Genomic DNA, 25700 nt, shown 5'->3' with positions numbered 1-25700 from the left:
TCGGAGGTGGGCTGCGGCGACGCGGGCCCGCTCCCCCTCCGTCGTCCTTTTCACGGCCCCAATAAAAACGCTCGTAGTCCATCCAATAGGAGGAAAGACATGAAGTTTTCGTCGCTCACGCTTACAGCCGCTTGTTCGGCTTTGGCGATTGCGGTTGTCAGCTCATACGCGCTCGCCGGCGGCGCTGCGATTCCGCAGCACGTCTCCAAGGAAGTGACCTCGCAGCTCGAGGACGATCCCAAGATCCTGTCCGCGCCTCCGAGCGACGCGCGCCGCGTCTACGTGACCGATCCGGCCGACTTCGCCGTCGCGACACGCATCATCACGGTCGACGGCAACAACGCGAAGCTGCTGGCACAGAGCGACACGGGCCTCGTTCCCAACCCGATCGTCTCTTCGGACGGAAAGTTCTTCGCCCACGCGAGCACGGTGTTCTCGCGCATCTCGAAGGGCAAGCGCGACGATTACGTCGAGGTGCTTGACGCGCAGACGCACAACGTCATCGCCGACATCGACATCCCCGAGATCCGCCTGCTGGTGAACACCTACCAGTGGATGACGGCGCTGACGCCCGACGACAAGTCGCTGCTGCTCTATCAGTTCTCGCCGAGCCCGGGCGTCGGCCTTGTCGATCTCGAAGCGAAGAAGTTCGTGAAGGTGATGGACGTTCCGGACTGCTATCACATCTTCCCGACCGCCAGCGACACGTTCTTCATGCACTGCCGCGAAGGCCACCTCCTCAAGGCCACCTTCGGCAAGGATGGCAGCCTGAAGCACGAGAAGACCAAGATTCTCCACCCGGAGAACAAGCATCTCATCAACACGCCGGCTTACTCCACCAAGGCCAAGCGCCTCGTGTGGCCGAGCTACGACGGCACCATGTACCAGGTCGATTTCTCGTCCGGAGACGCGAAATTCCTCGATACGTTCGAGGCCTTCACGCCGGAGGAGAAAGCCGACAAGTGGGCGCCGGGCGGCTGGAACATGGTTGCCTACCATCGCGAAAGCAACCGCATCTTCCTTCTCGCCGATCAGCGCGCGCAGTGGACGCATAAGTACGCGAGCCGTTTCGTGTTCGTCTATGACGCGGCAACCGGCAAGCGCCTGAACAAGATCGAGCTCAATCACGACGTGAACTCGATCGGCGTCAGCGCGGACAAGGAGCCCCAGCTCTACGGTCTCTCCTCCGTGGATCGCACGCTCTACATCTACGACGCCGCCACCGGCAAGGAGACCTCGAAAGTCGAGCAGCTCGGCTCGGTTCCGCTGGTCCTGACGACTGTCGATCAGTGAGGCTTTGATCATGTTGGTATCGTCGTTCCCGATGATTGACCTGTTCCTGCGCTTCTTGCTGGCACTGGTCTTCGCAGGCGCGGCGATTTCCAAGCTCCAGAACGCAGACGAGTTCCACGGCGTCGTCCGCAACTTCCGTCTGCTTCCCAGGGCCGTCGATGGCGCCTTCGCCTTCGCTCTGCCCTGGATCGAGCTGGTCATCGCTGCAGCCCTCGCCCTTGGCATCGTGCCGCACATCGCGGCCGCTGCCGCCGGAGCCCTCCTCGTCGTCTTTGCACTCGCGATCGCGATCAACATCCTTCGCGGCCGCACGGAGATCGACTGCGGATGCTTCCGCCAAGGACTTCGCCAGCGCCTGAATTGGGCGCTGGTGGCACGCAACATCGCGCTTTTTGGGGGAGCCGCCTGGCTCGCCGCGCAGCCGATGTGGACGCGGGCCGTGAGTGCCAACGACTTCATCATCGCCGCGCTCGCGGCGGCGAGCGTGGTGCTCATCTACCTCTGTGCAAATGAGCTGGTGTCGCTCCGCCAGCTTCCGTTGAGCAAGCGTACGATCGCCAAGGAAGGAACACTGTGATGACAAACGAGCTCTTAATCGCGTCCAGCGTCCTTCAGTGGGTCGCTCTCTGCGCCGGGGGATTGGTTCTCCTCGGCATTGCCCGGCAGGTCGGTCTCCTGCACGAACGCTCCGCGCCGCTTGGCGCCATGATCACCGATCACGGCCCCGGCATCGGCGACAAGGCCCCGACGTTCAGCATCATCGACGTCAAGGGTCAGCGCCGTCAGATCGGTGGCGTGGATCCGGCGGGTCACGAGACCATGCTGCTCTTCACCTCGCCTACGTGCCCCGCCTGCGAGAAGCTTCTGCCGATCGTGAAGTCCGTGGCGCGCGCTGAAGGCATCAACGTGATGCTGGTGAGCGACGGTGCCGAGGAGGAGCACAAGGCGTTCCTCGCAAAGCACAAGCTCGACAACCTGTCCTACGTGATCTCGGCCGAGATCGGCATGCGCTTCCAGGTCGGCAAGGTGCCTTACGGCGTGCTGATCGACGAAGCCGGCGTGATCAAGGCCAAGGGTCTCTGCAACACGCGCGAGCACCTCGAAAGTTTGCTCGAGGCGAGCCGCACCGGCCACGCCTCTCTGCAGGACTACATGGCGACCAAGAAGGGCTCCCCCTCGGAGCACTCTGCTCCTCCGCTCACCATGTGAGGGCGGGCCGCAGGGTCGCGACTACGTCTAGGGATCAACTTTCAAAATCAATGGAACAACGACAATGACGAACAGAAGCAAATTCGATGACCTCGTCGAAAAGTTCTCCCGGCACATCGCCGGGCGCACCAGCCGCCGTAGCTTCATCAGCCGCGTTGGCACCGCCGTGGCCGGCGCTGCCCTCGTGCCTCTTCTGCCGGTCGATCGCAGCGGCCGCGTGAGCCGCGCGCATGCAGGCGCCGGAAGCCGCGAAGGCTGGCATCCGCAGGACCAGGATATCCACCAGTGCGACTACTGGCGTCACTGCTCGCTCGACGGCTACATCTGCGGCTGCGCCGGCGGCACGCTCACCGATTGCCCTCCGGGCACCAAGCTCTCGCCGAGCTCCTGGGTGGCGAGCTGCTACAACCCCGGCGACAAGCAGAGCTACCTCATCGCTTACCGCGATTGCTGCGGCAAGAACGTCGCGCTCACCTGCCCGTGCCTCAACACTGAAGGCGAGCTTCCCGTCTACCGTCCGGAATTCGCCAACGACATCATCTGGTGCTTCGGCGCCGAGGATGACGCGATGACTTACCACTGCACGATCTCGCCCATCGTGGGTAAGGCGGGCTGATCGCCCACCGTCACTGGGGCAGCAACGGCCGCCGTCGTTGCTGCCCGTTCTCCATTCGTGAAGAGGATCTGTGAGACGATGAAGATCAGGACTGTTCTTTCCTTATTTGTTTTCGTGGCGGCAGCCTTCGATGCAGCGCTCGCCGCCGATGCGATCGAGAAGGTCGATTCCGGCTCCGCACCTGCGGAGGCCGTCAAGGTGGACATCTCCAAGATGAAATACGCGCCCGCGGCCATTGAGGTCGAGGAAGGCGCGACCGTCACCTGGACCAATCATGACGCCGTCCCCCACAACGTCTTCTTGTCGGAGCCGCTAAAGGTTGTGGGCGACATGCTTCGCGCCGGCCAGTCCCTATCGCTGAAATTCAACACGGCTGGAGAGTACGGATACATCTGCACGCCGCACCCCTTCATGAAGGGCAAAGTGACGGTTAAGCCGAAATCGTAAGAGCCCCCTCCGTCATCCGAGCCGGTGCACAATGTGGATTCCTCATAACCTGCTGTCGCCGTTGAAGGCCGAAACGCCGAAGCCAACCATCCAGGCTTCGGAGGCGGCGAAGGACGAGCGCGTCTTCGTCGTGGGATTCTTTCTGCGCAATCCCGTCACACGTACGGCGGAGACGGATATTCTCGTCTCGGCGCGCGACGGGCACAGACAGGTCATCCTCGACGGCAAGGAGTGCACCATCGACGACTGTGCGAACGCCTCCGGCAAGCTGGAGGAGATCGTCTACACGTTCTCCTCGACCGGAGCGGTCGCCGCACTTTCCGCCTGCTACAGGAACCTCGTCGCCAGGCTGGATCGGTTGGCGCTTCAGTATGGGCGCGGGATCGAGATTTCGGGCTGGCGCGTCGCCGACATCGACCACGGCGCGCGCTGGCGCTGCGTTCCCTTTCGGCCGAGCGCGCTCTTGGCGGAGGCAGGCCTCGAGTCCGTGCCTGCGGCCTATGGAGAGATCCTCCGCCTCTATCGCGAATCCCGCTGCACGACCAGCGCGGCGTGGCGCTTCATATGCGCCGGCGCCATCGTGGATGCGGCGGTGGCGGGCCGCTCGCCGTTCACCGCGCGTCTCAAAGGCTACGACGATCCGGTCATCACGACGGACCTTCTGGTGAGAAGTAGCGTGTTCGCTTTCCAGCCGGAGCTGAACGGCGCGACGCTCGGAGAGTTTGCGAGCGGCATAGAGCCGAAACGCAAGGCGCTTCTGGCGGGCTTGCTGGGCCAGAAGGGGAGCGAGGCGGAGGGAAGCATCGGCGCGTGTGGCTATCAGTCGGACGCCGCGTTTGCGGCCCTCGCTAACCTCGTCGATCTGGTGGCGCGGGACATCGTTCTTGCGAGCCTGCGAGAGGGCGGCCACTTCGCCGTTGCCGCCGACATCGAGGACAAGATCCCCGAAAATTCCGGACCGGTCTAGGTGAGGAGCGAGATGGCAGCGCACATGTTGTCGTTCCGTATGGCCGCCGCCACGCTCGTCGTGCTGGCCAGCGCTTTCGCGGGCCTCGCCGCTCACGCGGCCGAGACGGTGCTGGTATCGCGTGAGCTCAAGGAGAAGTATCGGCGCCCGTCCGAGACCCCGTTTCCCAAGAGCAATCCCTTCGACGCGGCGAAGGCGGAGCTCGGCAAGCATCTCTTCTTCGATCCACGCCTCTCCCGCACGGGCGCCATCTCGTGCGCGTCCTGCCACAACCCCGGCTTCGACTGGTCGGACGGTCTTCCGCGCGGCGTCGGCGTGACAGGCGTGCCGCTTCCGCGCAAGACGCCGACCGTGCTCAACGCGGCGTGGCTCACGGCCCTGATGTGGGATGGACGCGCTGGTTCGCTCGAGCAGCAGGCCGCTCTCCCCCTCACGGCCGAGCACGAGATGGGAATGCCGCTTGATGAGATGGTGACGCGTCTCAAGGGCATCGATGGTTACGCACGGCTTTACGAAGCTGCGTTCCCCGGCCAGGAGATCGGCATCGAGAACACGCTCGCCGCGCTCGCTACCTACGAGCGGACGCTCGTCTCCAATCCCGCGCCGTTCGACCGCTGGATCGAAGGAGACGAAAGCGCCATATCCGAAGAGGCGAAGCGCGGTTTCGTCGTCTTCAACGAGGCCGGGCGCTGCAACAAATGCCATTCGAGCTGGCGCTTCACTGACGACAGCTTCCACGACATCGGCCTAGCCTCCGAGGACATCGGCCGAGGCGAGTTCGCGCCGCCGACTGTCGTGATCATGCGCCACGCCTTCAAGACGCCGTCCCTGCGCGATCTCCGTTTCACCGGTCCTTACATGCACGACGGGAGCATGAAGACGATCGGCGAGGTGATCTCGCACTACGAGGATGGCGGCAAGGCACGCCCGAGCCTCTCGCCCGAGATGAAAGCCATCAAGTTGACCAAGCAGGAGCGAGACGACTTGATCGCCTATCTGAAGACGATCCAGGGACAGCCTCTGGAGACGGCCATTCCGCGGCTGCCGTAACAGGCACGGCACGAGCCAGAACAACACGAGCAAGCACAATGCGAGGAAGCGCGATGATCTTTCTGAGAGCGGTCTGGGCGATGTGCCTCATGGCGCTCGTGTCGGGTGCGGTTCACGCTGCCGAGCATCGGGTGGTGATCCATCATATGGAGCTGCAAGCGATCGAGGGCGTCAAGCACGTCGGCGATGTGATCATCTTCGACAATCAGTCAGACATGGCCCACAATCTCTACATCACCTATCCCGATGGTACGGTCGACAACCTGGATACACAGGTTCCGGGCACGCAGCGGAAGCTCACGCTTCGCCAGGCCGGACCCGCGGTGGTGCGCTGCTGGATTCATCCCATCATCAAGGCAGAGTTCGAAATCCTCCCGGCCTCGGCCGCACAGAAGCCCTAGCCTGCGGGCGGAGCGGCACAAGCAAAGAGCACGCAGCCAAACTGGAGAGAGAAATGGGTCTCAGCGTACCGCACATCCTTCTGGTCCTTCTCGCGGCCGTGCTCCTGTTCGGACGAGGCAAGATCTCCGATCTCATGGGCGACGTCGCCAAGGGCATCAAGAGCTTCAAGAAAGGCCTTGCTGACGAGGCCGTCCCGCCTCTTCCGGAGATCGGCGTGGACGAAGCCGCCCGCAAGCCCGCAGACGCCCTTTAGGTCCTTCGAAATCCGTGAGGTGACCCATGTTCGAGATCGGCTGGAGCGAGATCCTGATCGTGGCGCTTGTCGCGTTGGTCGTTGTGGGTCCGAAGGATCTGCCGGTTCTCTTACGCACGATTGGCCGATACGCAGGCATGGCCAAACGCACGGTCGCATCGTTGCGCGAGCAGATCGACGCCACGGTTCGCGAAGCGGATCTCGATCTCGTTCGCAAGGAGATGCAGGCTCTCGAGAACGCCGCCGCCCGTGATCTCGGCCCCGGCCGGGTGCCCGCCCGGCCGATGGAGAGAAAACCGGCATCGTCGGGCGACGCGTCCTAGCGGACGAGCTCTATCGCGCCTGCGCCGCAAGCCCGAAGGTGGGCTCACGTTCTGCGCCATCATGCGCGGATCGTCGCGCCCGAACAGCCTCATCATAGTGTTGCGCGGCTGAGGCAACACGACGCGCCTCATGCGCCGTTTGTGTCCGTCCGCAGTTCAGAAAACGGCGAGACTCTTGCCTTTCGTCAAGTAAGGCCAGTTCCCTTCGCGCCAGTGTTGGCCACCCATGGGCCGTCGAAGGGAGGCTGTCTACAATGCGCGAAGTCATGACGAAAACCATGGCCCGGAACATTTTTTTTGGCGGGTCGCTTTTCTTCATCATCATCTTTCTGGGGCTGACAGCTCACAGCCACTACCAGATCGTCACAAAAACCACGGTGGCAATGCCGCTCACGGACTCGGTCGCACGCGGAAAGCGCGTCTGGGAGACGCACGCTTGCATCAATTGTCACAGCCTGCACGGCGAGGGAGCGTACTTCGCTCCTGAGGTCGGCAACGTCATGACCCGCTGGGGTGTGACGGAATCTCCGGACGATGCATTCGCTGCTCTCAAGGGATGGATCGAAGCGCAGCCCACGGGGATCGCGGGCCGCCGTCAGATGCCGCGCTTCCACCTCACCGATGAGGAGATCCGCGACCTCACCAACTTCCTGATCTGGGCGGACAAGACCGACACCCAGGGCTGGCCCCCCAAGGATTCCGGCTGAAGACGAATGCACGGAGAAAAATGCGATGAAATATGAAAGTCAAAAGATCGCCTTCGCCTACTTTCTAACGGCGATGCTGCTGTTTATCGTGCAGGTCTCGGGAGGGCTGCTGGCCGGCTGGATCTATATCTCGCCCAACACCCTGTCGGAACTCCTGCCCTTCAATATTGTCCGCATGCTTCACACGAACGCGTTGATCGTGTGGCTGCTGGTCGGCTTCTTCGGCGCGGCCTACTTCATCGTTCCGGAAGAAGCCGGGCGTGAGATCCACTCGACGAAAATCGCCTACTATCAGCTCGCGATCCTGGTGCTCGGCACGCTCGGCGCTGTGGTCACCTATGTCTTCGATCTGTTCCAGGGCAACATCCTGCTCGGCAAGGACGGGCGAGAGTTCCTCGAGCAGCCCTTGTGGGTGAAGATGGGTATCGTCGTCGCGGCGCTCATGTTCCTCTACAACATCTCTATGACGGTTCTCGCCGGAAAGAAGACGGCGATCACCACTGTGCTTCTGATCGGCCTCTGGGGTATCGCGATCTTCTTCCTGTTCGCCTTCTACAACCCGCACAACCTGAGCCTCGACAAGATGTACTGGTGGTACGTCGTCCACCTCTGGGTCGAGGGCGTCTGGGAGCTGGTGATGGCGTCGATCCTCGCCTACCTCATGCTCAAGCTGACGGGTGTCGATCGCGAGATCGTCGAGAAGTGGCTTTACGTCATCGTCGGCACGGCGCTGTTCTCCGGCATTCTCGGAACCGGTCACCACTACTATTGGATCGGCACGCCCGGCTATTGGCAGTGGATCGGCTCGGTGTTCTCGACGCTCGAGATCATTCCGTTCTTCCTCATGATGGTGTTCAGCTTCGTCATGGTGTGGAAGGGACGTCGTGATCATCCCAACAAGGCCGCCCTGCTGTGGTCGCTCGGTTGCACGGTGTTGGCGTTCTTCGGCGCGGGCGTGTGGGGCTTCCTGCATACGCTGCATGGGGTGAACTACTACACCCACGGCACGCAGATCACGGCGGCCCACGGCCATCTCGCGTTCTTCGGAGCCTACGTCTCGCTCAATCTCGCGATCTTCACGTATGCGTTCCCGATGCTGAAGAACCGCGATCCCTACAACCAGGTGCTCAACATGGCGAGCTTCTGGCTGATGGCGGGCGGCATGGCGTTCATGACCTTCGTGCTGACGTTCGCAGGCACGATCCAGACGCACCTGCAGCGGGTCTTGGGCCAGTACTACATGGAAGTCCAGGACCAGCTCGCGCTCTTCTACTACATGCGCTTCGGGGCGGGCGTCGCGGTCGTGATCGGCGCGCTCCTCTTCGTCTTCGCTACACTCGTGCCGCGCCGTGAGATCATCTCGGCCGGCCGGACCACCGCGTTGAACCCAGCGGAGTAGAAGCATGGCGGCCATTCAACTCTCGGAGGGGGCATCTGCCCCCTTCTACCTCCCCAACGGAGACGAGTGCGACGTGTTCCGGGCGGCCTACCGCAACCGGATGCCGCTCTTGCTCAAGGGACCGACCGGATGCGGCAAAACGCGGTTCGTGGCCCATATGGCCGCGGTTCTCGGCCGGCCGCTCTACACGGTCGCCTGTCACGACGACCTCTCGGCTGCCGATCTCATCGGCCGCTTTCTGCTCAAGGGCGGTGAGACCGAGTGGGTGGACGGTCCTTTGACGCGGGCAGTTCGCGAAGGCGCCATATGCTACCTCGACGAGGTGGTGGAAGCGCGAAAGGACGTCGCCGTCGTCCTCCATCCCTTGACCGACGACCGGCGCATCCTGCCGATCGAGCGGACGGGAGAGACGCTGGAAGCCGGCCCGCAGTTCATGCTCGTCGCGTCCTATAACCCCGGCTATCAGAACATCCTGAAGACGCTGAAGCCGTCGACGCGGCAGCGCTTCCTCGCGATCGACTTCGATTTCCCCGCTCCGCAGCGCGAGATCGACATTGTCGCGAGCGAAAGCGGTCTTTCGAAGGAGCGCGTCGCGCCGCTGGTCCGCCTTGCGGGCAAGCTCCGCGCCTTGAAGGGGCAGGATCTCGAGGAAGGCGTCTCGACGCGCCTGCTCGTTTATTGCGCGAGCCTCGTTCATGGCGGCATGGCGATCGAGCGGGCCATTCGTGCCGCTCTCATCGAGCCGCTGAGCGACGACCCGGATGTGAAGCAAGGCCTCAACGATCTCGTGACGGCCGTCTACGGGTGAGCGGAGCAAGATGAGCGGCGTCGATTTCGAGCCATGGGAGCCGGAGGAAAGCGTCGGGAAGCTGTGGCATTCGCTTGTCAGCGGTCTCGACGCACCGGATACGTTCGATCACGCCGCCGCCACGCTCGACGAAACGCGCGGACGCCTCGGTGTTCTCTTCCGGGGCCTTGGCGGGGCTCGCGACGTGGAGATCAAGACGGCCACGGCTCAGGAGTCGCATCACCGGCTGTCGTGGCGCCGTGCGCTCGGGCAAAGCGCCGAGCGTTTGGCCGAGCCGAGCTTCGACGGCGAGACGTTGCGCCTGCCGGATCGCATTGCGGCCTTCCCGGATCACGACGCCAACATCGCGCTTTATGTCTGGCTCGCCGCCGCCGTCGTATTTGCCCGCCGCCCCGTTCCGGAGACCGATCCGTTGCGGGCGGACATCCGCATGCTTCAGGCCGCGCAAAGCATGACGCGCGACACGCTGGCCGCCTGCCCCGGGCTGCGCCGTGTGCACGCGGCCCTCGTGTTGTCGAGCCGCGAGCAGCGGCCCGAGCGGAGCTTGCCGCGCTACGAGGCGGCCGTCGAAGCAACAATTCGGCACATGCTTGGCGCTGCGCCTCCCGGAGACGAGCTTGCCGCCGCCATTTCGGCTGCCGTCCGCGGCCAGGCGGAGGATCTCTCACGGTTCTCTGCGCCGCGCGGCTATCGCCCCTTCATGCCGGTTCTGCTCTGGCCGGATCTCAATCCCCTCGCCGAGCGCGCCAAGATCGCGCGTGAGGAGGAGAGCCACGGCGAGTCCGAGACACCCCCCAACGCCGAGCAGGGTACGTTCAAGGCGTCGCGGAAGAACTCCGACCAGGCGGCGCGTAAAGACAACCTCATCCTGCACAAGTTCGAGGCCATCCTCTCGTGGGCGGAGTTTCTGAACCTCAATCGCCGTGTCGATGACGACGACCCGGACAACGCCAAGAAAGCCGCCGACGACCAGGACGAAATCAGCCTCACGCAGGTTCCTCAACGTGCCCGCACGCGGTTGCGGCTCCACCTAGATCTCTCCCCAGAGGAAGCGGAGTTCGAACGGCTTGCGGGCACGCACGTCTATCCGGAATGGGATCATCGCACCAAGACCTATCTGCCGGACTATTGCCGCGTGCTGGCTGGCGCGGCGACACCCGCGCCCCTCGTTCCCGAAACACCGGATGGGGAGCGCACACACCGGCGCATCCGCAACGTCCGCCGCCAGTTCGAGGCGCTGCGGCCGAAGCGTGTTCAGCTCACCCGCCAGATCGAAGGCCACGACATCGACATCGAGGCGGCGATCGAGGCCCGCGTCGAGCTTGCGGCGACCGGCGAGCACTCGGACCGCGTCTATGTCGCGAGCCGCACGCAGGAGCGCGATCTCGCCGTCTCCATCCTGCTCGACGCATCGCGTTCGACCGAGAGCTACGTGGCGGGCCGCCAGGTCATCGACATCGAGCGCGAGGCTCTGATCGCTCTCGCCTGGGGCCTCGACTCCTGCGGCGACGAAACGTCCATCGATGCGTTCTCGTCTCTGAGACGGGACCGCGTCTTCGTCCAGACATGCAAGAGCTTCGATGATGCGATGGGACCTCAGGTCGAGGCCCGCATCGCGGGATTGCGCCCCGGTCATTACACGCGCCTTGGCGCCGCCATTCGCCATGTCTCGCACCAACTGGCCAAGCGTCCGCGCCAACGCCGCCTGCTGCTCGTGCTGACGGACGGCAAGCCCAACGATCTCGACCACTACGAAGGACGCCACGGCATTGAGGATACGCACATGGCGGTCAGGGAGGCGCGCCGCCAAGGCCAGACCGTGTTCGGCGTCACCATCGACAGCAAATCACAGGCGACCTTCAGCCGGATTTTCGGAAAGGGCGGGTATGTCGTCATTCCCGATCCCGAGAAGCTCACGGCCGCACTTCCTCAGCTCTATCGCCATCTGGTCAGCGGATGAGGGACGATCTCGAGATACGGCCCGCCGAAGGCGAGCGCGACATCCTCTCGGAGCTTCCCGGAGAGCTGATGATGTGGGTGCTGATCGCGAGCGAGCTGCTCGTGTTCGGCGCAGCTCTCATCGTATGCCTCGCGGTACGCGCGATCGATCCCGTGAAATACGCCGCCGATCAGGCCATGCTGGATCAGACGGCGGGCGCCATCAACACACTCGTGCTCGTCACCAGCGGATTCTGCGCGGCTGTCGCCGTCCGCTCGCGTGAGCGGGAGGAGAGACGCAAGGCGCGCCTCTGGCTCGGCGCGGCGGGTGCGCTCGGCATCGTTTTCCTGATCGTGAAGGGCTTCGAGTATGCGAGCAAGGCATCCCTCGGCATCGGCATCGAGACCAGCCAGTTCTTCACGTTCTACTACCTGATCACGGGGTTCCACGCGCTTCACGTCGTAGCCGGCATAGTCGTCCTCGCGCTGGTCGCTTGGGCTGACAGCGTGCGCAACATGGAAGCAGCCGTCGCCTTCTGGCACATGGTCGATCTCGTGTGGGTGCTGCTGTTTCCGATCATCTACGTGTTGAGGTGACACCATGCCTGCGCGCTATCTCGTCGAAGCCTGGGTCGCGCTGCTGGTGTTGAGCGCGGCGACCGCCGCGCTCACGACGATGCATCCAGAGGGAGCGGGACGCGCCATCGTCGCCGGGGGCGTGCTGCTGCTGGCTGGGCTCAAGGCGCGCGTGATCCTCGGCCGCTATCTCGGTCTCGCGGGCTCACACTTCTGGATGAACGCATTCGGGCTCGCCATCGGCGGGTTTCTGCTCCTGAGCTTCGCCCTCTACACGTTCGGATCGAAGGGGTGATCATGGAGAAAGTGCATCCCCCCGCACGGACCAGCGACATCCCGCTAGGGCTCCGCCTTTTTTGCCTCGCGCTGATGGCGCCAGCCTTCGCCATCAACGGCGCGTTTATCGCGATCGCAATTCCCGCAATGGCGCCCTATGGGGTGCCGGGCCTCGTAGCGGCCGGCCTTTTCGGATCCCTGTTCAGTGTGTTCCCCGCCCGTTGGCTGGCCCGCAGGATCCATGAGGGTATTAGCGAGGGCGCTTAGTGGCAGTCGCTATATTATCAATAAAATCAGAGATATAGCCGGACTAACGTCGCAGCGGCCGCAGCGGGTATCCGTATTATTACTGAAGGTTACAAAAATGTGGCAGTTCCGCGGCGAAAGGGCGGACTGCGACCCCCTTATAGTTGACATCAGAGGTATAGATTCCGCACGTTCCCCTTGTCTTGCCGCTCAGCGGCGATGCCGGGCTTTAGCCAGGGCGACAGAAGCATCACGTTCGTTTTTCAAGCGATCGTAATTACTTAGGGGGAATGCGTAATGACTTGCGCCAAGACCGTGGGTGGCGATTTTCCAGGCGAAACGTCAGACCGGAACGAGATCTCCGTACCGGCTGCCATGAAGACCACCCTTGGCCTTCTGCCCATGCTGGCGGTCTCGGCGGCGTTCTCGACGTCCGCCTACGCCCAGAGCACCAACGTGCCCCTCGAAGAAATCACCGTGGGCGGTGGCGGCGGCAACAATAACGCCAACTCGAACCAGGATGCCGGCGGCCCGGCCCCCCAGGCGGCGCCCACTCCCCCTCCGTCCCCGCCGCTCCCCGGCCAGGCCGGCCCCGTGGCGCCCGGCAGCTTCAAGGCCGACTTCTCCACGTCGCCGAAGATGACGGCGCCGCTCCTCAACATGCCGCAGACCGTCACCGTGATCTCCGGAACGGTCATCGAGCAGACCAACGCGAGAAACCTGACGGAGGCGCTGAGAAGCACCCCGGGCATCAGCTTCAATGCAGGCGAGAACGGCTTCGGCACCTCGCCCACCAACTTCCAGCTTCGCGGCTTCGACAGCAGCGCCAACATCTTCATCGACGGCGCGCGCGATTCCGGCAGCTACGCCCGCGACACCTTCAACATCGAGCAGGTCGAGGTCGTCAAGGGCGCGGCGTCTGACAACGGCCGCGGCGGTGCCGGCGGCTACATCAACATGATCACCAAGGCCCCGAAGCAGGAGAACTTCGTCAGGGGCGAGGCGCTCATCGGCTTCGACCAGTACGATTCCGAGATGCGCCGCCGCGCGACGATCGACGTCAACCAGCACTCGGGCAACGTTGCCGTGCGCATGAACGGCATGATCGAGGACAGCGGCGTCGCAGGCCGCGAGATGGCCGAGAACAACGCCTACGGCTTGGCGCCGTCCATCGCCTTCGGCCTCAACACCGATTTCCGCGCGATCTTTTCCTACGAGCACCTGGAGCGCGACGATCGTCCGGATTGGGGCGTTCCCGGCCAGACGATCCCTGGCACGCTCTACTACAACCCGCGCTACAAGAACGCTCCGCGCGACGCGTTCTATGGCCTCAGAAGCGACTTTGACGACGTGAGCACCAATGCGGTGACGGCGCGTTTCGAATACGACGTCTCGGACAACACCACCGTCACCAATCAGACGCGCTGGGCCGAGGTGGACCGCCAGTCCCGGTACACGCATCCGAATCCTCCGGAGAGCACGACACTCCCCGGCGGCACGAACCCGCTCGTCGCGACGGCCACGCAGCTTTACGACCGTTACAACACCAGCATCACCAACCAGACCAATGTCGCCACCCGCTTCAGCACGGGCTCCTGGCGTCACACGGTCTCGACGGGCATCGAGATCACGCGCGAGGAATCGCGCGGAGGCAATACGCCGGCCGCGTTGCCAGCTCCCGGCTCTACCCCGCTCTACGATCCCAATCCGGATCGCGTGAAGCAGAGCCTGTTCCGCTTCACCGAGAAGAGCGACATTGAGATCGACACCATTGCTGCCTACGCCTTCGATACCATCGAGTTGAACCGCCAGTGGCAGATCACCGGCGGCCTGCGCGCGGAGCACTATCAGGTCGACATCACCGACACGGGCGGCAGCATCGGCGACAACTTCTCGGACTCGGAATCGACCCTCGGCGGACGCATTGGTCTCGTCTACAAGCCGGTTGAGAACGGCAGCTTCTACGGTGCGTTCGGCATCTCTCATCTGCCGCCCGGCTCCTACCTGTCCACCTCCGACATTTCCCGCGGCGGCGACAACAGCTTCCCCAACCTCAGGGACGGGGCGAAGCCGGTCGAGATGCATAACTATGAGATCGGCACCAAGTGGGATTGGTTCGGCGGGGCTCTGACCACGACGGCGGCCCTCTTCCGCACGGAGAAGCACAACGTCGCGATCACCGGGCGCGATCCCGGAGAGACCGTGACGACGCTGAAGGGCTACGGCGAGCAGATCGCTCAGGGTCTCGAGCTCGGCATTGCCGGCAATCTGACGGATCAGTGGAAGGTGTTCGGCGGCGCGGCCTTCATCGATACCGAGCGTAAGCACAGCGCTTACCTCGACGATGTGCGCCGGCGGGCAAACCCGGCCGACTATGGTCCTTATCTCAGGACCAACGGCGACGAGCTTGCCTTCACGCCGAACGTCACCGCAACCCTCTGGACCACTTATGATGTAACGGACGCCTTCACCATCGGCGGTGGCGTGCAGTACGTCGGCGAGTCGTGGGCCGGCCGTCCGGACGATGCCGAGCGCATCATTCCCAACGGCATCAAGGGCAAGCTGCCCGACTACTTTCTCGTCAACTTCATGACGTCCTATGATCTGACGGAGAACGTCGAGCTGCGCTTCAACGTCGACAACGTGTTCGACGAGACGTACGCTCAATCGATGAACTGGGGCGCTCGCCGTGCCACTCTCGGTCCGCCCCGCACATTCTGGCTGAGCACGAGCATCGACTTCTAAAGCCGGGATCAATCAGCCGGGCGCGTTGCCCGCCTGGAAATCACCGATCGTGCGATTGCCGGGCTTGCCCGGCAATCTGCGTTTGAGACGCCTTCAGGAGACCGTCAGCATGCTCGTCACCATTCCGGATGTCCTGAGCCCCGATGAGCTGGCGCACATTCGCCGGGTGCTGGAGACGACGTCGTGGGTGGATGGGCGGACCACGGCCGGAGATCAGGCCGCGAAGGTGAAGCACAACCTTCAAGTCCCCCTGGAGTCGCCGGCGGCCCAGGAGCTGGGACAGATCATCCTGCGCGCGCTTTCGGCCAATCCGCGCTTCACCACGGCCACCTTGCCGCTTCGCGTGCTCCCGCCGATGTTCAACCGCTACGACGTGGGCATGACATTCGGTGCCCATGTGGATGGCTCCATCCGCGCACTGCCAGGCTCCGGCCAGCGTTTGCGCACGGATGTGTCCTCGACCCTGTTCCTCACCCCGCCGGAAGACTACGACGGCGGCGAGCTGGTGGTGCACGACACCTACGGCGTCCACTCCGTGAAGCTGCCCGCCGGTCACATGGTCGTCTATCCCGCCACCAGCATGCACAGCGTCACACCTGTCACGCGCGGCAGCCGCTGGGGCGCGTTCTTCTGGACGCAATCGATGGTGAAGGACGACTGGAAGCGGCACATGCTCTACGATCTGGACATGTCCATCATGAGCATTCGGGAGCGGCTGCCGGATGACGACCCTGCGGTGGTCGGCCTGACGGCGCACTACCACAATCTCATCCGCCAGTGGTCGGAGACATGAGGATGCTCTCCGGTATCGAAGCGCAAAGTGGGCGTGCCGCGTGACCGGCGGCGCGACCAGCCCCGTCCCCGCCGATTGCGTGTCGGCTGCCGACTACGAGCGCCACGCCCGCGCACGCCTGCCCGCCGACGTGTGGGCCTACGTCGCTGGCGCGGGAGCCGACGGCCTGACGCAGCGTTGGAACCGCGAGGCGTTCGATACGCGAAGGCTGGTTGGCCGCGTTCTCGCAGACATGAGGGCGGCGTCGACCCAGAGCACGCTGTTCGGCGCACCGCTTCCCTATCCGATCCTTCTCGCGCCCGTCGCCCATCAGAAGCTTGTGCATCCCGAAGGTGAGCTTGCCGCCGCGCTCGGCGCCTCGGCCGCGTCGGCATGGATGACGGTCAGCACGCTTGCGGGCACGTCTCTCGAAGAGATCGCGAAGGAATCCGGCACGACCCTGTGGTTCCAGCTTTACATGCAGGCAAGTCGCGAAGACACGCTCGCCTTGGTGCGCCGGGCTGAAGCGGCTGGCTACCGCGCGCTCATGGTCACGGTGGATGCGCCGGTGAATGGCGTGCGCAACGATGAGCAGCGCGCGGGCTTTCGCCTGCCGCCTCACGTTCGTCCGGTGAATATCGAGGGCCTGCCGCAACTGGCCTCCCGCGCAGGTCCAGGCGAAAGCCCGGTTTTCAAGGGGCTGCTCGACGGCGCCCCCACCTGGGCCGATATCGCTTGGCTGCGCCGCGAGACGGCGCTGCCCTTGCTTCTCAAGGGCATCGTATCGCCCGCCGATGCCGAGCGCGCGATTGAAGCGGGCGTGAACGGCATCGTGGTTTCGAACCACGGCGGGCGCTCTCTCGATACGCTGCCCGCGAGCCTCCATGCGCTGGAGGCTGTTTCGGAGCGTGTGAAGGGCCGCGTTCCCCTGCTCCTCGATGGAGGCATTCGGCGCGGAACGGATGCGCTGAAGGCATTAGCGCTTGGTGCGAGCGCGGTGATGGTGGGCCAGCCGGTCATGCATGCACTGGCCGTGGCGGGGCCTGTCGGCGTCGCACATCTGATGACCATCCTGCGGGCGGAATTCGAGGCCGCCATGGCGCTGACCGGGTGCGCCACGCTCGCGGACATCAACCGGGATGTGCTCTGGCCGACGGCCTGGAGAGCGAATTCAAGCGAAGCAGGCTAACGTGTGAAACGCACGGGAACCGAGATGGTGATCGACCCGCCCGGCACACTGTCCGGCGGAGCCGGAACCGGGCTCGCGCGCCGTGCGAGAGACAGCGCAGCCTGATCGAGAGCGGCATTGCCCGACGAGCGCGCGAGGCTGACCGCCGTCACGTTTCCGGAGCGGCTGATCGTGAACGTGATCGCGGACACGCCGCGTGCACTGCCGCCCGGATGGCGCTTGTGGCGATTGAGATGGGCGACGAGCCGCCCGCGCCACGTCGCAGCAGACATCGACGACGAGGTACCGGCGCGAGGCGCTGCGTTGGTCTTGCCGCGCTCTGCCTTGTCGACCGGCTTCGGTGCGGCAGCCTGCGAGGCGACCGACTGCTGGCGCGGCGGACGGCGCATCCTCTTCTTTTCCTTGACCGGCTCTTTGAGCTCGGGGTCCGGCTTCTTCTCCTCGGGCGGCTGCTCCACCTGCTGCGGCAGGATCGCTTCGGCCTTCGGCTGCTCCTCGACTTTCGGCGTTTCGATGGGCTCCGGTTGAGGTTTGGGCGGCTCGGGCTCCGGCTCGACTTCCTCCTCCGGCTTTTCCTCGGATTTGTTCGCTTGGCTTTCCTCGGACTGCGCCTGCTCCGGGCCTACGGCCACTTCTTGCGCCGGCACGTCGGGCGCGATCGGAACCGGCGCGATCTCGATCATGATGGCGCCCGCAGGCTCACCCGCGCTTTCGGTGGGCTGCGGCCAGTTGAGCGCCGCCCACACCAATCCGCCCTGAACGGCCGCAACGCAGAGTGCCGCCCCTGCCCACCGGGAAGCCGATGTCAGAAGCGACTCGCCGTCACGTTGCGGATGGAGCCACCGGGCGGAGGACACGACTATTGGCCTCCTGCCGCGGAAGAGGGCGTCTGCGGCGCTGAGGCCGGAGCCACACCTCCCGCAGGAGGAAGCGTCTCGAGCCCCACGAGGCCGATTTTCAGATAGCCGGTCGTGCGCAGCAGATTGAGAACTTCCATGAGATCGCCGTAGTCGACCGACTTGTCCGCGCGCACGAACACCCGCTCGTCGGTGTTGCCGTGCGTCTTCTCGTCGAGCCGGGCTTTGAGCTGATCGCGCCCCACTGTGTCGTTGCCGAAGGCGAGCGTGAGATCGCTTTTTACGGTGAGGAAGATCGGCTCGGCGGGACGGGGCTGGGGTTGCGCGTTGGAGGCTGGCAGATCCACCGCAACATCCACCGTCGAGAGCGGCGCCGCCACCATGAAGATGATCAGCAGCACCAGCATCACGTCGATGAACGGCGTGACGTTGATCTCGTGGTTCTCGTCGAGATCGTCACTGTCGCTACGCGAGTTCAGGCTGCCGGCCATGGGAGTCTCCAAAAACGCTTTCGGGCGCGGGCGCGAGAAGCGCGATCCAGGGAACGAGACATCGGACGCGGGAACGTAGGCTCGCGACCGAGCCTATTCCGCCGCCGTCGCCGTCTTTCCAGGCTTTGATGTTTTCCAGAGCTTGCGCTGATCGAGCTCGTGGCTGACCAGCCGCTCCACGCCTGCGGAGGCATCCTGGAGCAGCAGCTTGTAGCCGGCGAGCGAGCGAGCGAACACGTTATAGATGATGACGGCCGGGATCGCCGCGACGATCGCGAGGTTGGTGGTCTGCGACTTTGAGATGCCGATGAAGCTGTTCATGATGCCCCAGACGGTGCCGAACAGGCCGACGAAGGGTGCGGTGGAGCCGATAGTGGCGAGCACGCCGGTGCCGAGCGTCATGCGCCGATGCGCGGCGGCTTCCACGCGCGACAAACGTGATGTCACACGCTCTTTGACGCCATGGCCGTCGATCTGATCGAGCACCCGCGAGGAGCGCTCCACCTCTTCGACCGCCTCGCGGACGAGAACGCTGCCCGCGCCGCCGATCTTGGCAAACGCCTGAGCGGCGTCGCCGAGGCTCGCGGCTTGGCCGATGTGGGCGATGGCCCGGCGGAGCTTGGCCTTTGCCGCCCAAATCTCGATCGTCTTGGCAAGCCACACCGTCCACGTCACGAAACATGCGAAGGCGAGGCCAATCATCACCGCTTTGACGACGATGTCCGCCGCCATGAACATGCCCCACGGCGAGAGGTCGTGGGGGAGAGCCGACGAGGGGAACTGCGGCGAGGGCGCGGCGGCGGGCGATGCCTCTCCGGCAGCAGTCTCGCGAGCTTCGGTCGTCGGCGGGGTGCTCTCCGGCGCGGCGGCCGGCGAGGGCGCGGCCGTCTCCGGCGTGGTGGTCGAAGGCGTCTGAGGCGCGGGCACGGCGGCGGCCCCAGCCGGAGCTTCAGCGGATGCAGGCGCTTCAACAGACGCCGGAGCTTGCGGAGATGCGGCTGCCGGCTCCGGAGTGGCCGTCGGCGCCGGCGGTGCGTCCGCCGCAGGGGCCGCTGCGGTAGGAGATGCTTCGGAGGTCGGAGCAGGGACGGGCGGCGCGGCCTCGGGCGCCGTGGAAGCGGCCGGCGCGGGCGGGGCCGCATCCTGAGCGTGCGCCGGGGCGAGGGCGAACGCGCCGTAAGAGATCAGCGCCGTCACCGCGAAAAGCTGCGCCACGGAGCGAGGCCGCAAGGAGCGCGGAGAGACAGCGGATATGGGTTGGCCCAGAAGCACCGAATAGGTTGTATGCAAGCCCGGAGACCCCTCAAAGGAACGAAATTATCTGGTATGTCCAATCTTTCCCTACTTCTAGCCTCAACATATCGCCTCGGCAAGGCACCCGGCTACCAACGTAAAGCGCCGAACGCGCGCAACACTGCGTGCGAGCCGCCGGTGGCAAAGGCGCTGTTTGAAATGTCTTTCCACGCGCGGGGCCGCAGCGGCCGCGTCGATCCTGCTTGAGACCGAAGGGGGAGGCGTCGAACGGCCGCGAGCGCCGTCTAGGTCTTCTACGGAAGGGCCGAGACGAAAGCCGCGACGGCGGCGGTCTTGATCGGCAGTGGATCTGTGGGCTCGGGGGGCGACTGCGCCAGCACGATCTGAGCAAGACGATTGCGCGCGAACTCGATTGCAGTCGGATCGTTGCCGAACCGCGGTGCAACCTCGGCCCAGGCCAGATCGAACGCGCGATAGATCACGTCGAGCGTTTCCGGTGCGAAAGAGGCGCTGTCGATCAGTTTGCGGATGGGCATGGTCGTGCTTTCGCGGATGGAGCTGGCGCAGGCAAAGAGGTTGCGTCGGGTATCTGACCGAAACCCGCCTCCCGTGTCGGTCATGTAGATGACCGAACAGCCCTAATTCGGATAAGTTTTTGGCAGATGCTGGGCAATGCGCGCGCGCGTGAGCGCATAGCATTCGCAGGAGGCGCGAATGAGCCCGTTCCGGTCGAGGATGGTGATCCGCTTGCGTCCGCAGTCGATCAGCTTCGCGCGTTGCAGCGTGTGAATGCAATTTGTGATCGAGGGGCGCTGCACGCCGAGCATTTCCGCCAGCAGATCCTGCGTCAGCAGCATGGTGTCGTCGTCAGCCCGGTCCCGCATCATCAGCAGCCAGCGCGCCAGCCGTTGCGTGAGATTGTGCGTGCCGTTGCAGCCAGCGGAGATCATCACCTGCTCGAGGAAGGCGTGCACGTGGCACTGCATCAGGCTGCGGAAGGCGGGGATGGTCTCCATGGAATGCAGAAACGCCGCGCGAGGCATTTTTGCGGCCGTGCCCGGAAGCTGGACGAGAAGCCGCGCAGAGGATGTCTTGGCTCCGAACACGGCCTGGAATCCGGTCGCGCCTTCCCGGCCGATGGTGGCCATTTCGATGATCGCGCCGTCCGGATAGACCGCTACCACCGAGATCACGCCGCTATCAGGAAAGTAGACGTGGTCGAGCATGCAATCTGCATCCAGCAGCACCTGCTCGCGCTCGCACTTGATCGGCTCGAGGCTCGGGAGAATCTGTCCGCGAATGCGGCTCGGCAATGCCAAGAGGAGTCTGTTCTGGGGCCAGTCGGAAAACACGGTCATGCGTTGTTCGGCTCAGGTCTCGACGGCGTGCTCTGGACGGCGTGCGACCTGCCGTCTCAGTGTCGAATACCTAACGGGCAGGAAGGTTCCCGGTGTAAGCGGGTAGCGGACCTCGCCGGAAACCCGCGAGCAACGAACAAAATCCGTTTCAGGACAATTTGTTGTGACGGAGCGTGCCGACCATAATGGGAGGCGGGTTGCGCCCCGTCCCCGACGTCCGCCGATGTGAGGGCCAGCACTTGGCGGCCCAGCACTTGGCGGCATGGTCACTTGAGATCTGGCAAAGACTTCCGCCGTGTGACGGATAATCCTCCCTCGAAAATGGTCCATCGGCCCTGTAAGGAGGGGCACGCGACACTATTGCGCACGCCTCGGGAGCGGCTGTTGTGTGTGCCGTTGCGACTTATTATTGACGAGCCTAGTATAGTTTAATCTATGTCCCGGAAATCGATCGTCGCAAGAGACGCGCAAGAGCGGGTTCGCTGAAATCATGATGATGTATTCCACCGTAATGCCGGCTTGGCGCCATCGCGCAGTCCAGACTGTCCGCCTTCTGTCAGTGGTCGCCCTGATCGCATCCGCCGTTGCCCCGCCCCTGAGTGCTCAGGAGCTTGCGCCTGCCCCGGCCCAGGAACAGGGCGCGGCCACGCAGCCGCCCGCTGCGGCGAGCGAGGCTCCCGCTCCAGCGGCTCCGGCTGCGGCACCCGCTGAAGCGCAGCCCACGCCACCCGCCGTGGAGGCCGCACCTTCATCTGCTTCCGCTCCCGCCGACGCGACACCGGCTGCGGCGCCCGCCGCGCCCGCGCCAGCCGATGTGCCGCCCGCAACGCCCCTCGCTGCGCCGGAGCCGGGCCAGCCGGAGGCGCTTCAGCCCGCGCACGAGCACGCCGATCATGGAGCGGACGCGGCAGCCCCCGGCGCAGCGCCGGTCGCGAAGTCGACCGATGCGGCGCATCTGCCGCGCGACCTCTCGCCCTGGAACATGTTCATGTCGGCCGACATCGTCGTCAAAGCGGTGATGATCGGCCTCGCCTTCGCCTCCGTCGTGACGTGGACGGTGTGGCTCGCCAAGTCCATCGAGCTGACTTGGGCGAAGCGGCGCCTCATTCAGGCATTCTCCGAGATCAACGCCTCCCACAGCCTCGCGGAAGCTGCTCAGCGCCTGGGCGGCCGGAAAGGCATCGTGTCCGGGCTGATCGATCTCGCCGCCATCGAATTGCGGCTCTCGGCCGATGTGTCCGACAAGGCCGGCATCAAGGAGCGCGTATCCTCCCGTCTCGACGGATTGGCCGCTGCGGCCGGGCGCGACATGAACAGGGGAACGGGCGTCCTAGCCACCATCGGCTCCACCTCGCCGTTCGTCGGCCTGTTCGGCACCGTCTGGGGCATCATGAACAGCTTCATCGGCATTTCCGAAGCGCAGACGACCAACCTTGCGATCGTCGCGCCCGGCATCGCGGAGGCGCTTCTCGCAACGGCCATCGGCCTCGTCGCCGCCATCCCGGCCGTCATCATCTACAACCAGTTCGCGCGGTCGATCGCCGGCTACAGAGCGATCATCGCCGAGGCTTCGGCTGAGGTCATGCGTCTCGTTTCGCGCGATCTCGATCGCGGCTACAAAGTGGGACCTGCCCGCGCTGCGGAATGATCGGGGAGTGAGGGTAAGACATGGCTGGACGTCTTGACGACGGCAGCGGCGACTTGGCCGAAAATCACGAAATCAACGTCACGCCGTTCATCGACGTGATGCTGGTGCTGCTGATCATCTTCATGGTGGCGGCGCCGCTCTCCACCGTCGATGTGCCCGTTGATCTGCCGGTCGCGAGCGCCAAGCCGCAACCTCGGCCCAACAAGCCGCTGTTCCTGACAGTCAAATCCGACCTGTCACTGGCTCTCGGCAACGACACGATCGCCAGCACGCAGCTCGCCGGCGCGCTCGACAGCGCAACGAGCAGCGATCGCGAGCAGCGCGTGTTTCTGAGGGCGGACAAGACGGTGCCCTACGGAGAGGTCATGCGCGTCATGAACCTGCTCCGCGCCGCAGGCTATCTCAAGGTCGCGATGGTCGGCCTCGAGGAGGCGCCCGCTCCCGTTCCTGCGCCGCCGGCCGGAGGAGCAGTCAGCACCCCATGACGATCTCGGCGATCGATATCCTGGAGCCAGCCGGGCGGCGTTGGCGCCGTTGGATCGGCGCTGGGATGTTGATCGTGGCGCTCCACGTCGGCGGGGCGATGGCGGCATTGTGGGAATGGCCTGAGCAGGAGGCCGACGAGGAGCCGCAAGGCGCGCTCATGCTTGAGCTTGCGCCCATGCCGGTTGCGCCGCGCGATCAGCATCAGGATCTGGCGCTGGGAATGCCCGCCGAGGATTCCGTGCCGACGCCTCCGGTCGAGGAGGTGAAAGAGGTCAAGCCCGAGGAGGAAATTCCCGAGCTTCAGGAAGCCCCGCTCGTACGCGAGCCCGAGGTCGCGCTCGAAAAGGTGAAGCCGGTCGAGGAAGAAGAGGTCAAGGAGGACAAGAAGCCTCAAGAGATGGTGCAGGCTCAGGCCGTCGCCGCCTCTCAGGCCGCCGCGCCGCCGAAGATCGAGGCCGCGGAAGGGCCGAAGGCCGCGGCGCCCCATCAGGGCTCCTCCAACAAGCCCAACCAGGCCCAGCTGTCCTGGCAGCGGGCGCTTCATCTGCATCTGAGCAAGCACAAGCGCTATCCCGGAGAGGCGCGCAATCGCCGGGTGCAGGGCGTGGTCACGGTGAGCTTCTCGATCGACCACACCGGGCACATCACCGACCGGCGCATTCTGAAAGGCTCGGGCTCTCCGCTTCTCGATGAGGAAGCGCTCGCGATGCTCGAGCGTGCCGATCCGCTTCCCGCACCACCCGAGCAGTCGTCGACCGCGGCTTTGAGCCTGTCGCTGCCCATCCAGTTCAATATCCGCTAGCTCGCGCGCATTGCACGTGCTTGGAGCAATACGGATGTACTTATAGGGAAAGCGGACTTATATCTTGATGCTGTAAGTCATATTTCCGACCTTCGTCGCAGGGCCGCGAATTTTGAGGCATGTTCCTATCATTATGAACGACGAAAGCGCGTGCAGCTTGTCCGCAATGGCGAGACGCAGTGAGCTTGTCGCTGGCCAGGTGCGGCCATGAGCTCGGACGCCCGCATCCAGAAAGGTTTCTCGCTAGCCGTCGCCGAAGGCTCAAAGTACGAGACGCTCTACGTCCGCGTCGTGGGAGGCGAGGCTCCGCAGCAGAGCCATGAGCTTCCGCCCGAGGAGGTGCGCGACCGCGCGGTGGCAGGCTGCGTCGATGCTCAGATCGGCTGGGGTCACAGGCTGCTCGAAGGCCACGGTGTGGAGCCCGACCCCGCTGCCGCGCTTCTCTGGTTCGAGCGCGCGGCGCGCAGCGGCGACGCGGAAGCGCTCAACATGGTCGGCCGCTGCTATGAGCGCGGCTGGGGTGTCGCGCAGGATTTTGCGGAAGCCGCCCGCTGGTTCCGCCAAGCCGCCGGCAAGGATCACGCCTGGGCCGCCTTCAATCTCGGCTGCCTGCTCGCCGAAGGTCGCGGCGTGCCCCGCGACATCGCCTCCGCGCTCACGCTGTTCGTGCGTGCGGCCCGCCGTGGCAATGCAAAAGCCATGAACATGCTGGGATGCTGGCGCGCCTCGGCGCAGGCGAGCCAGGGCGACGCTGCGAAGAAGGCGCGCTCAGCGGCACTCTGGTTCAGGTGGGCCGCTGAAGGCGGCTGCGTGCGGGGCCAGTTTCACTATGGATGCCATTTGGTCACGGCCGGTCGGATCGACGACGGACTCCGCTGGTTGCGAACGTCTTACGCACACGCGCCGGAGCCCTATCGTCTTGAGGTGGTCGAAGCTCTCAGCCATCACCCGCTTCCGGTGCTCCGGGAGATCACACGCGAAATTCTGAGCGGCGAATAGGGGCTTCGTCAGGCAAACGTCACTCGACTGGTGGCGCCGTAAGCCTAGTCTCCACGCCGATCTCGTTTCGGTCACAGTTGTCGCCGACGATTGTGAGCCCGGCCATAATCGCGATGTTGAGTTGAGATCACGCGAGCCCGTATGCGACGAAGACGTGCCAGGTTTGGGCTTGACCGATCTCGAATCTTCCGGCTTTCCTAAGGTTATGAGCCGTATGACGCGCCAGTTCCTGCGAATTGTCATGGTTGCTGTGGCCGTTTTCGCCAGCAGCCTTAACGGCTATTTGGTGAGCAAATCGGCTTTCGCCATAAGCGCTCACGACACGCTGGCCATGCAGCATCATGGCCATGACCTGGGTGGTCAGGATCTTCATGCTCACGACGGCCACGCCCAATCCTGCACGGACGCGGATTGTGATGAGCCTTCGCACGTCAACCACGTCTGCACGCACGTTCATGCGAGCTGCTGCGGGTCGTTGGCCGTGCCTACCGGCGAATGCGGCCTGAAGCTCAGCCTTCAGTCCCGCGTCCTTAAGTTCGACACTGGCGCATACCTGCCGCTCGGACAACACTCCTATCCCCTTTTCCGC

The 25700-nt window shown here is 64.3% G+C and carries 29 protein-coding genes; 23 read left to right on the top strand and 6 right to left on the bottom strand.

The window, feature by feature from the left end; genetic code table 11:
* The first annotated feature begins 99 nt into the window (after window positions 1-99).
* From mauB to PE058_RS00650, 19 genes are all read left to right on the top strand, one after another.
* Window positions 100-1293 carry a methylamine dehydrogenase (amicyanin) large subunit gene (gene mauB / locus PE058_RS00740; RefSeq protein WP_271029603.1) on the top strand — a complete coding sequence of 398 codons (1194 nt, stop codon included), beginning with the start codon at window positions 100-102 and terminating at the stop codon, window positions 1291-1293.
* Between the two features lie 10 nt (window positions 1294-1303).
* Entirely contained in the window at window positions 1304-1870 is a 567-nt protein-coding gene (locus PE058_RS00735) for a MauE/DoxX family redox-associated membrane protein (RefSeq protein ID WP_020085613.1), read from the top strand.
* The gene (gene mauD / locus PE058_RS00730) at window positions 1870-2502 is read left to right on the top strand and encodes a methylamine dehydrogenase accessory protein MauD (protein ID WP_020085612.1); all 633 of its coding nucleotides are present in this window, start codon (window positions 1870-1872) and stop codon (window positions 2500-2502) included. The genes PE058_RS00735 and mauD overlap by 1 nt, the downstream gene beginning before the upstream one ends.
* A 64-nt stretch (window positions 2503-2566) precedes the next feature.
* Window positions 2567-3118 (top strand): methylamine dehydrogenase (amicyanin) small subunit, encoded by a 552-nt coding sequence (mauA, locus tag PE058_RS00725; RefSeq protein ID WP_020085611.1) that lies wholly within the window; start codon window positions 2567-2569, stop codon window positions 3116-3118.
* Between the two features lie 78 nt (window positions 3119-3196).
* On the top strand, window positions 3197-3565 hold the full coding sequence (locus tag PE058_RS00720; RefSeq protein ID WP_020085610.1) for a cupredoxin domain-containing protein: 369 nt from the start codon (window positions 3197-3199) through the stop codon (window positions 3563-3565).
* Between the two features lie 31 nt (window positions 3566-3596).
* Window positions 3597-4532 carry a methylamine utilization protein MauJ gene (locus PE058_RS00715; RefSeq protein WP_020085609.1) on the top strand — a complete coding sequence of 312 codons (936 nt, stop codon included), beginning with the start codon at window positions 3597-3599 and terminating at the stop codon, window positions 4530-4532.
* 12 nt (window positions 4533-4544) lie between these two features.
* Complete coding sequence (locus PE058_RS00710; protein ID WP_020085608.1) at window positions 4545-5582, top strand: cytochrome c peroxidase; 1038 nt, start codon at window positions 4545-4547, stop codon at window positions 5580-5582.
* A gap of 53 nt (window positions 5583-5635) precedes the next feature.
* The gene (locus PE058_RS00705) at window positions 5636-5983 is read left to right on the top strand and encodes a hypothetical protein (protein WP_020085607.1); all 348 of its coding nucleotides are present in this window, start codon (window positions 5636-5638) and stop codon (window positions 5981-5983) included.
* 53 nt (window positions 5984-6036) lie between these two features.
* Window positions 6037-6237, top strand: coding sequence for a twin-arginine translocase TatA/TatE family subunit (gene tatA / locus PE058_RS00700; protein ID WP_020085606.1), 201 nt, complete (start codon window positions 6037-6039; stop codon window positions 6235-6237).
* A gap of 26 nt (window positions 6238-6263) precedes the next feature.
* On the top strand, window positions 6264-6560 hold the full coding sequence (gene tatB, locus PE058_RS00695; RefSeq protein WP_020085605.1) for a Sec-independent protein translocase protein TatB: 297 nt from the start codon (window positions 6264-6266) through the stop codon (window positions 6558-6560).
* Between the two features lie 254 nt (window positions 6561-6814).
* A complete protein-coding gene (locus tag PE058_RS00690; RefSeq protein WP_020085604.1) occupies window positions 6815-7267 on the top strand; it encodes a c-type cytochrome in 453 nt (150 codons plus the stop codon).
* A gap of 25 nt (window positions 7268-7292) precedes the next feature.
* Window positions 7293-8666, top strand: coding sequence for a cbb3-type cytochrome c oxidase subunit I (locus tag PE058_RS00685; protein ID WP_020085603.1), 1374 nt, complete (start codon window positions 7293-7295; stop codon window positions 8664-8666).
* A gap of 4 nt (window positions 8667-8670) precedes the next feature.
* Complete coding sequence (locus PE058_RS00680; RefSeq protein WP_020085602.1) at window positions 8671-9474, top strand: CbbQ/NirQ/NorQ/GpvN family protein; 804 nt, start codon at window positions 8671-8673, stop codon at window positions 9472-9474.
* A 10-nt stretch (window positions 9475-9484) separates the two neighbouring features.
* Window positions 9485-11434: a nitric oxide reductase activation protein NorD gene (locus tag PE058_RS00675; protein WP_020085601.1), complete on the top strand. Its 1950-nt coding sequence runs from the start codon at window positions 9485-9487 to the stop codon at window positions 11432-11434.
* Entirely contained in the window at window positions 11431-12009 is a 579-nt protein-coding gene (locus tag PE058_RS00670) for a cytochrome c oxidase subunit 3 (protein ID WP_020085600.1), read from the top strand. Before PE058_RS00675 ends, PE058_RS00670 begins: the two co-directional genes overlap by 4 nt.
* 4 nt (window positions 12010-12013) lie before the next feature.
* A complete protein-coding gene (locus PE058_RS00665; protein ID WP_020085599.1) occupies window positions 12014-12283 on the top strand; it encodes a cytochrome C oxidase subunit IV family protein in 270 nt (89 codons plus the stop codon).
* A gap of 524 nt (window positions 12284-12807) precedes the next feature.
* A complete protein-coding gene (locus PE058_RS00660; RefSeq protein WP_156827337.1) occupies window positions 12808-15255 on the top strand; it encodes a TonB-dependent receptor in 2448 nt (815 codons plus the stop codon).
* Window positions 15256-15364: 109 nt separating this feature from the next.
* Window positions 15365-16048 (top strand): Fe2+-dependent dioxygenase, encoded by a 684-nt coding sequence (locus tag PE058_RS00655; protein WP_020085596.1) that lies wholly within the window; start codon window positions 15365-15367, stop codon window positions 16046-16048.
* A gap of 40 nt (window positions 16049-16088) precedes the next feature.
* A complete protein-coding gene (locus PE058_RS00650) occupies window positions 16089-17216 on the top strand; it encodes an alpha-hydroxy acid oxidase (protein WP_271029602.1) in 1128 nt (375 codons plus the stop codon).
* Here PE058_RS00650 and PE058_RS00645 read toward each other — a convergent pair.
* The 5 genes from PE058_RS00645 to PE058_RS00625 form a co-directional block, all read right to left on the bottom strand.
* Complete coding sequence (locus PE058_RS00645; protein ID WP_271029601.1) at window positions 17213-18073, bottom strand: energy transducer TonB family protein; 861 nt, start codon at window positions 18071-18073, stop codon at window positions 17213-17215. The two genes, PE058_RS00650 and PE058_RS00645, sit on opposite strands and share 4 nt — an antisense overlap.
* A 2-nt stretch (window positions 18074-18075) precedes the next feature.
* Entirely contained in the window at window positions 18076-18564 is a 489-nt protein-coding gene (gene exbD, locus PE058_RS00640; protein ID WP_271029600.1) for a TonB system transport protein ExbD, read from the bottom strand.
* A 93-nt stretch (window positions 18565-18657) separates the two neighbouring features.
* Entirely contained in the window at window positions 18658-19779 is a 1122-nt protein-coding gene (gene exbB, locus PE058_RS00635; RefSeq protein ID WP_271029599.1) for a tonB-system energizer ExbB, read from the bottom strand.
* 332 nt (window positions 19780-20111) lie between these two features.
* Window positions 20112-20354, bottom strand: a complete 243-nt coding sequence (locus tag PE058_RS00630; protein ID WP_020085591.1) for a hypothetical protein — start codon at window positions 20352-20354, stop codon at window positions 20112-20114.
* A gap of 102 nt (window positions 20355-20456) precedes the next feature.
* Entirely contained in the window at window positions 20457-21176 is a 720-nt protein-coding gene (locus PE058_RS00625; protein WP_020085590.1) for a Crp/Fnr family transcriptional regulator, read from the bottom strand.
* A 496-nt stretch (window positions 21177-21672) separates the two neighbouring features.
* Here PE058_RS00625 and exbB (PE058_RS00620) point away from each other — a divergent pair, with 496 nt between their 5' ends.
* The 4 genes from exbB (PE058_RS00620) (at window position 21673) to PE058_RS00605 (ending at window position 25111) form a co-directional block, all read left to right on the top strand.
* On the top strand, window positions 21673-22824 hold the full coding sequence (gene exbB / locus PE058_RS00620; protein ID WP_271030641.1) for a tonB-system energizer ExbB: 1152 nt from the start codon (window positions 21673-21675) through the stop codon (window positions 22822-22824).
* Between the two features lie 20 nt (window positions 22825-22844).
* Window positions 22845-23309, top strand: coding sequence for a TonB system transport protein ExbD (gene exbD, locus PE058_RS00615; RefSeq protein WP_020085588.1), 465 nt, complete (start codon window positions 22845-22847; stop codon window positions 23307-23309).
* Window positions 23306-24112, top strand: a complete 807-nt coding sequence (locus tag PE058_RS00610; protein WP_271029598.1) for an energy transducer TonB — start codon at window positions 23306-23308, stop codon at window positions 24110-24112. Before exbD (PE058_RS00615) ends, PE058_RS00610 begins: the two co-directional genes overlap by 4 nt.
* A 207-nt stretch (window positions 24113-24319) precedes the next feature.
* Window positions 24320-25111 (top strand): tetratricopeptide repeat protein, encoded by a 792-nt coding sequence (locus tag PE058_RS00605; protein ID WP_271029597.1) that lies wholly within the window; start codon window positions 24320-24322, stop codon window positions 25109-25111.
* Between the two features lie 127 nt (window positions 25112-25238).
* On the opposite strand, the gene PE058_RS00600 is transcribed toward PE058_RS00605, so the two are convergent.
* Window positions 25239-25568: a hypothetical protein gene (locus PE058_RS00600; RefSeq protein ID WP_156827336.1), complete on the bottom strand. Its 330-nt coding sequence runs from the start codon at window positions 25566-25568 to the stop codon at window positions 25239-25241.
* Window positions 25569-25700: the final 132 nt, after the last annotated feature.

Origin of the sequence: Hyphomicrobium sp. DMF-1, from assembly GCF_027886585.1 — a bacterium.
GTDB lineage: Bacteria > Pseudomonadota > Alphaproteobacteria > Rhizobiales > Hyphomicrobiaceae > Hyphomicrobium_C > Hyphomicrobium_C zavarzinii.
Note: the sequence above shows the minus strand (reverse complement) of the source record. Positions and strands in the feature narration are given on the sequence as shown.

Bases quoted from the DNA above. Each gene is read 5' to 3' on its own strand.
- mauB (WP_271029603.1), top strand. From the start codon at position 100: ATGAAGTTTTCGTCGCTCACGCTTACAGCCGCTTGTTCGGCTTTGGCG.
- PE058_RS00735 (WP_020085613.1), top strand. From the start codon at position 1,304: ATGTTGGTATCGTCGTTCCCGATGATTGACCTGTTCCTGCGCTTCTTG.
- mauD (WP_020085612.1), top strand. From the start codon at position 1,870: ATGACAAACGAGCTCTTAATCGCGTCCAGCGTCCTTCAGTGGGTCGCT.
- mauA (WP_020085611.1), top strand. From the start codon at position 2,567: ATGACGAACAGAAGCAAATTCGATGACCTCGTCGAAAAGTTCTCCCGG.
- PE058_RS00720 (WP_020085610.1), top strand. From the start codon at position 3,197: ATGAAGATCAGGACTGTTCTTTCCTTATTTGTTTTCGTGGCGGCAGCC.
- PE058_RS00715 (WP_020085609.1), top strand. From the start codon at position 3,597: ATGTGGATTCCTCATAACCTGCTGTCGCCGTTGAAGGCCGAAACGCCG.
- PE058_RS00710 (WP_020085608.1), top strand. From the start codon at position 4,545: ATGGCAGCGCACATGTTGTCGTTCCGTATGGCCGCCGCCACGCTCGTC.
- PE058_RS00705 (WP_020085607.1), top strand. From the start codon at position 5,636: ATGATCTTTCTGAGAGCGGTCTGGGCGATGTGCCTCATGGCGCTCGTG.
- tatA (WP_020085606.1), top strand. From the start codon at position 6,037: ATGGGTCTCAGCGTACCGCACATCCTTCTGGTCCTTCTCGCGGCCGTG.
- tatB (WP_020085605.1), top strand. From the start codon at position 6,264: ATGTTCGAGATCGGCTGGAGCGAGATCCTGATCGTGGCGCTTGTCGCG.
- PE058_RS00690 (WP_020085604.1), top strand. From the start codon at position 6,815: ATGCGCGAAGTCATGACGAAAACCATGGCCCGGAACATTTTTTTTGGC.
- PE058_RS00685 (WP_020085603.1), top strand. From the start codon at position 7,293: ATGAAATATGAAAGTCAAAAGATCGCCTTCGCCTACTTTCTAACGGCG.
- PE058_RS00680 (WP_020085602.1), top strand. From the start codon at position 8,671: ATGGCGGCCATTCAACTCTCGGAGGGGGCATCTGCCCCCTTCTACCTC.
- PE058_RS00675 (WP_020085601.1), top strand. From the start codon at position 9,485: ATGAGCGGCGTCGATTTCGAGCCATGGGAGCCGGAGGAAAGCGTCGGG.
- PE058_RS00670 (WP_020085600.1), top strand. From the start codon at position 11,431: ATGAGGGACGATCTCGAGATACGGCCCGCCGAAGGCGAGCGCGACATC.
- PE058_RS00665 (WP_020085599.1), top strand. From the start codon at position 12,014: ATGCCTGCGCGCTATCTCGTCGAAGCCTGGGTCGCGCTGCTGGTGTTG.
- PE058_RS00660 (WP_156827337.1), top strand. From the start codon at position 12,808: ATGACTTGCGCCAAGACCGTGGGTGGCGATTTTCCAGGCGAAACGTCA.
- PE058_RS00655 (WP_020085596.1), top strand. From the start codon at position 15,365: ATGCTCGTCACCATTCCGGATGTCCTGAGCCCCGATGAGCTGGCGCAC.
- exbD (WP_271029600.1), bottom strand. From the start codon at position 18,564: ATGGCCGGCAGCCTGAACTCGCGTAGCGACAGTGACGATCTCGACGAG.
- PE058_RS00630 (WP_020085591.1), bottom strand. From the start codon at position 20,354: ATGCCCATCCGCAAACTGATCGACAGCGCCTCTTTCGCACCGGAAACG.
- PE058_RS00625 (WP_020085590.1), bottom strand. From the start codon at position 21,176: ATGACCGTGTTTTCCGACTGGCCCCAGAACAGACTCCTCTTGGCATTG.
- exbB (WP_271030641.1), top strand. From the start codon at position 21,673: ATGTATTCCACCGTAATGCCGGCTTGGCGCCATCGCGCAGTCCAGACT.
- exbD (WP_020085588.1), top strand. From the start codon at position 22,845: ATGGCTGGACGTCTTGACGACGGCAGCGGCGACTTGGCCGAAAATCAC.
- PE058_RS00610 (WP_271029598.1), top strand. From the start codon at position 23,306: ATGACGATCTCGGCGATCGATATCCTGGAGCCAGCCGGGCGGCGTTGG.
- PE058_RS00605 (WP_271029597.1), top strand. From the start codon at position 24,320: ATGAGCTCGGACGCCCGCATCCAGAAAGGTTTCTCGCTAGCCGTCGCC.
- PE058_RS00600 (WP_156827336.1), bottom strand. From the start codon at position 25,568: ATGAACGTGCGTGCAGACGTGGTTGACGTGCGAAGGCTCATCACAATC.